General features: G+C 56.0%; 6 protein-coding genes. All 6 read right to left on the reverse strand.

The window, feature by feature from the left end; genetic code table 11:
- Window positions 1–98 precede the first annotated feature (98 nt).
- The 6 genes from F4X57_04260 to F4X57_04285 are packed head-to-tail and all read right to left on the reverse strand — an operon-like array spanning window position 99 to window position 4,168.
- A complete protein-coding gene (locus F4X57_04260; GenBank protein ID MYC06373.1) occupies window positions 99–722 on the reverse strand; it encodes a hypothetical protein in 624 nt (207 codons plus the stop codon).
- Window positions 722–1,699 (reverse strand): hypothetical protein, encoded by a 978-nt coding sequence (locus F4X57_04265; GenBank protein ID MYC06374.1) that lies wholly within the window; start codon window positions 1,697–1,699, stop codon window positions 722–724. The genes F4X57_04260 and F4X57_04265 overlap by 1 nt, the downstream gene beginning before the upstream one ends.
- Window positions 1,696–1,893, reverse strand: a complete 198-nt coding sequence (locus tag F4X57_04270; protein ID MYC06375.1) for a hypothetical protein — start codon at window positions 1,891–1,893, stop codon at window positions 1,696–1,698. Before F4X57_04270 ends, F4X57_04265 begins: the two co-directional genes overlap by 4 nt.
- Entirely contained in the window at window positions 1,890–2,963 is a 1,074-nt protein-coding gene (locus F4X57_04275) for a hypothetical protein (protein MYC06376.1), read from the reverse strand. Before F4X57_04275 ends, F4X57_04270 begins: the two co-directional genes overlap by 4 nt.
- The gene (locus tag F4X57_04280; protein ID MYC06377.1) at window positions 2,960–3,577 is read right to left on the reverse strand and encodes a hypothetical protein; all 618 of its coding nucleotides are present in this window, start codon (window positions 3,575–3,577) and stop codon (window positions 2,960–2,962) included. The genes F4X57_04275 and F4X57_04280 overlap by 4 nt, the downstream gene beginning before the upstream one ends.
- A 9-nt stretch (window positions 3,578–3,586) precedes the next feature.
- Window positions 3,587–4,168, reverse strand: coding sequence for a hypothetical protein (locus tag F4X57_04285; protein ID MYC06378.1), 582 nt, complete (start codon window positions 4,166–4,168; stop codon window positions 3,587–3,589).
- Between the last annotated feature and the right edge of the window lie 940 nt (window positions 4,169–5,108).

The following is a 5,108-nucleotide window of genomic DNA, read 5'->3' on the forward strand; positions in this document are numbered from 1 at the left end:
TAATTAGAGTATATCACACATTGGCTTATTTGTCTAATTAAGGACATCATTCCCTATGTAAAGGCTTGGCTAGTCAAATACATAGTTCCCTTTTTTTGCTACGAAAAAATGCCGAGCGTATCGATCGCCAACCGGATCGATGCCACGACCAGCATAGCGGATAGCGGCCACAGCAAGAACCACTTGAAGTATTGCGCGTTGCCTTCGAGGAACTGCCAGTCCCATATTATCACCTTCATCACGAAGCTGCTGATTGCCCCTACCATTTTAAAGGGCAGCGTGATTGCTCCAAACCCTTCTTCCCGTTCTGCCATACGAAAGCCGATGAATTCGTTGAGCGCCGCGGCATTGTCGTTATAGACATACTCTCCCACTGCATGTGCCACCGGCTGCGGTCGATGGACGAACAGGCAAGGCGCCGGAAGCTCTGTGCCGTCCGGAGTAGCGCATGTCCAGTAGTCGTCACCATTGACATAGATACCCGCTATGTACTCCATCGTCTCAGTGCCTCCGACGGCAAGCGTGACGGGCGCTTCCATCTCCACATGCGTTTGTCCATACTTTTCCGGCACAAAGCCGCTGAGCGTCTCGACAGGTATCACCCAATAGCCAACATCAACCGGCGCAGTTACGCGCGTGCTACCCACACCGCTGTAACCGTCAACAACGTATGAGAAAACAGTACCGCCAACGAACAGCATTACGACACCATACCACAGCATCAAGAAGCTCTCTTTAGAATGACCACGAATGCGACGATCAGAAGCCCTGCAAAGCCGAGCACGCCGATAAATGCAAGGTGAACCCATCCTACCAGCGCACCGCCGGCCAGTGCCAGTGCTATCACTGGCAGCGTTGTGAGCTGGCTACCTGAAATCTTTTGGAAGAAGTACGCCGCTATCAAGCCTAAAATCAGCGTCGCGATTGTGGTGATCATAATCACCGGCTGCCCCAGCCATTCAGCCGTGGAGTTGAACTGCGTTCGCCAGCGGGCGCTGCCGCCGGTGTTTTGCAGCTCTTGCGCGTATGTATCCCCTATCTCAGCGCGCCTTACCGTGACATCGTGGAGCACCTGCGAGTAGAGCCCGGGCGCGAGTGTCGAGACATAGGGTATTGCGCTTGCGGCGTATGATTGACCGGACGCCGTCAGATTGCCCTCACCGTCAATAACTTCAGCCGCAGCTGCAACCCATGCAGGTGACCGCTGGACTGTCCGCAAGGCATCGATTAGATCTGATTCAAATACCGTTCTGGTGCGCCACAGCACCGAAGTTTCGCGCGGATCGGCGCCTGTGATGCCCCCAGGAAAGAAAAACAAGCTCACAGTCAAATCCGTGTCGGCTTCGATGTCGTCCGGCGCTGGGATGAAAAATCCGACCACGCCTTGCCCGAAGCCCTGTCTTACATAGGGGAACGGTTGCGCCGACACGACCGGCGCCGCTGCGCTGAGCTGCACAGCAAGCAGCTCGTCGATACTGCTGGACGGTAAATCGTCGTCCGCATAGTCAATCGCGTATCGCACAAGGACGGCAACGCTGCCGTCTCCGTTGCCTAAAATGTCGTGATAGGCATAAGCTGTATGAATGGCAAGCGTGGACGGCGCCGCGATTGATTCCTGTGCGCTTGCCGTCGAGCAGTATCCTCCGACCGCCAAGACGACAGCCGCGAGAATGCCCAGGCGCAGCACCAGCTTTATCACGAATCCTCTCCTACCGGGCGGACATAGTCATAGCGCATCGCAATAAACATACCCGCCAGCAGCATCAGGGCGACCACAGCAAACCCCCAGCCTAGATAGCGGGCATACGGCAACGTCTCGGCAATCACGCCAAACAAAATGAACGCCAGAACCAGCGCCGACAGGATCCCGACCACATGCCCAAGCGTACTCATTTGCTGACCACCCAGTCGCCCTCGTCGTCTTGTGCCACGATAAAGCCCATGCCAGTCAGTATGTCGCGAAGGCGCGTCATTGACAGGTAGGGAAGGTCTAGGTCTTCTCGAGCAATGTCCATCAGGTCGTCAAGAAGCACCACCGTATTGCCGTCTATCATATCGAGTATCTCGCTGAACGAACGACGACCGACATTCTGAACCTCTCCCTTTTCGATGTCGCCGATGAACATGTCGCCTTCTTGCCACTGTTGGCTGATAATCTCATCGCGGCTATCGCTAACGACTGTCGCGACCACCTCTTCCGTTCGGTAGTGTCCAAACATCTGATCCGTGCCCCACAGCGTGAAAGCGTAATCATGCGCATCGCGCTCCGGAGGCCAGTACCGCTGCTTGTACTGCCCTGTAAATTGCCCCCACCAGTCGTGCCAGTAGGTCCGCACCCCCTTGCCGTACTGCACCAGCTCCGTCTCGAGGAAGAAGTCCACCTGTCGAAGGATGCCGCGGCTAAGCTCTTGCGGGAATTGCGTTGCTGCTAGGACTTCGCAGCCGCGCTTGCGAATCTGCCGGAAGAAAGACTGAGACAACAGCGTATAGTTGCTCATAGCGCGAGCAGACGGCAGCAGGTCGACCACTTCGTCAATGCCGATAATCGCGTTGTACGCCCAATCGGGAAACTCCTGCAGTTCATCTAGCAGATACGGACTCGCATGGTCGCTGAACGAAGTCCAGTAGTTAGTCGCCACAAATCGCGGCGTGCCCTGCAGACGTCCCCGTTCTTTCATCATCCATAGCATCGCAGTGAGCCACAGAGTCTTGCCCTGCCCGCGGCGTCCAAAGAGGATAGCGACGCGCGGCAGGAAGCTGCGCCCTGTTCGCAAATCCATTGGCGACCGGATAGTGGCTTGACCTTGCGGCGGCGGCGACATGGATATTTCTTCGCCTGCAGGTAGCCACGGTTCGAGGAGCGCCAAACCGTCCTTGCGGCGCCCCTGAAATTGCATGCCTTTTGGCGTAAGCAGGCTCAAGCCGTCGTCGCCCGTTTTCTGCGGTAGAAATAGATCAGTCATTGAAACACCGTCAGGAAGAAGAATAGAGCGACAACGAGGCACACAACGAGCGTGATAGTAGCCGCGAGCTGTATTTTCTGCATTTGGGATTTGCCGGCGGACAGCACCATTTTGAGATCGCGCATTTGGAGCATTTCAGCCACGAAGGACGCTTCCGGGTCGTCCGACGAGAAGTAGCCATCAAGGTCGAACGGCTTGACGCCACCCTCCGTTCGCACGCCGATCCACTGCGGCTTAGGCCCAAAGGTCGGGCCCACAATCCAGCCCGGAACGGTGAACACCATAGCCAAACAGACGGCTAACAGAGCTACTACGACGATGTCCACTCCGAGCAGAAACCACGGAAGCCCCATCACGGGAATGCCTACCAGATAGGCAGCGCCGGCGCCGGCATATTGCGGCATACGGGTGTCAGGAACGAAACGCGCATTGCTATTCATGTGCTCGTAAAGTTCTTCAACAGGCAGTGCCACGCGATAGATGTCAGCAGCGTCGTCATCGAAAATGACGAGCTCCTCGTACTTCACACGCTCCACCTTCGGGCGCCGCCGGCGAATCTGCCACCGGCGCTTTAACCAGAAGCGGTGTCTATGTATCCAGTAAGCGGCGTACATAATCACTCCCTACGGCGCTGGACGCGGATTTTGCCAGTCTTCAGGTGTCGGCCCCGGCGTAGGGGGAGGCCCAACGTCCTGCTCGGTTTGCACAGCGTCCACAGGCGCATCGTCTCGACCGAGATAGCCCGAGATACCAACGAGACAGATCACCAGCGCCAGGACGACCGCGATACCAATGATCGCAGTCATTGCCATACTCATAAGCCGGTTCTGCGCGGCGTCAGTCTTCGAGGCGGCGCTTTGGGCGCGCTGCACAGACACGAGTTCAACGCTGTCAAGAAGGTTTTGGCGCTCCGGCTTTGTCAGCGGCCCGTTAAGCCCCAATGCAATGCCGTCGTCGCCGTGGGCGAACACCATCCACTTACGCGGCGCTATCTCGCCCCGCGGCGCTTGATATTCAAGAAGTTCTTCCCAGCTATCAACCTTCGGCGGCTGTCTTTGAGCGAAGATGGACGGCCTAGGCAGTAAATATGTCCGGGTGGTGCCGGAATCGTCATGGACGTAGTCTAACAGGTCCGTGTCCTTCTTCGACCTAATTATCTGATATGTATGCCCAGTCTCTAGGCGATAGATATCGACGCGACTCATCAGCGCCACCTCTCAAGACTATCATGGGAATGTCCCAGTCAACATACTCTACCGAAGTCAGGTCAAGCCCATGTTCCTGCACCCACATGGTCAACTCCAGCATTCGCGATGTGAACCTGGCATTAGGACGGCGAGCGGTGTTCATCCATGCCCATACGGTTGCCCCACTCCGTACGCCTAACAATCTCGACAGATGCATGTATGACTTCACATCGTGCAGCTGCATGAACTTTCTGATACGGCGACGCGTTGCGCCGCTCGAATCGAACACATTGCCTTTCGACGTCTTGTTCGCAGACCCCTTGCGTTCAGTCTTCATACCCGGAATTTGTGCATTCATGCCATGATATTAACATATATCTTGTTCTGCCAGACAAGAATACGCTATTAATGAATATCTTATTGTATAAATGTGGTAAAATTAGGGCATCATGCCGCGACGAACCTATCTTGTCAGCATCATCACAGTGTTCGCAGCACTCGCCACAGTGCTCACACTCTACATGGACGCCACACCAGACCCCGGCGACCTTGCCGTAGCCACAGCCATCGCGATGCAGGCGAACGCGGAAGAGGAAATTGCGGTCGTTGATCTTGCATCCGCCCTGCTCTTACGAGAGGAGTGCGAAGTCACGACGCTGACCGACGAGACAAGTACAACAGTAAATAATGGGAACGGCACATCGACTACCACAACGGTCACCGAGACACAGGACGTGTTGAAATGCATGCCTGAGCTTTACAGGACGCCGACGCCGGCAGTTATTGTGAATAATCCGCCTTTCCCCGAGATGGTCAACGCCAACTTTGCAGTTCAGACAGCGGTCGCGGCGCTGCAGATACCTGTGGGCGAAGCTCACGACATCAGGCCGCTGGCCACAGCCACTCCTACGCCCACGCCGACACCCACAGCCACTCCTACGCCCACGCCGACACCCAC

The organism is Chloroflexota bacterium (assembly GCA_009840355.1).
Lineage (GTDB): Bacteria > Chloroflexota > Dehalococcoidia > Lucifugimonadales > JADFKI01 > Bin90.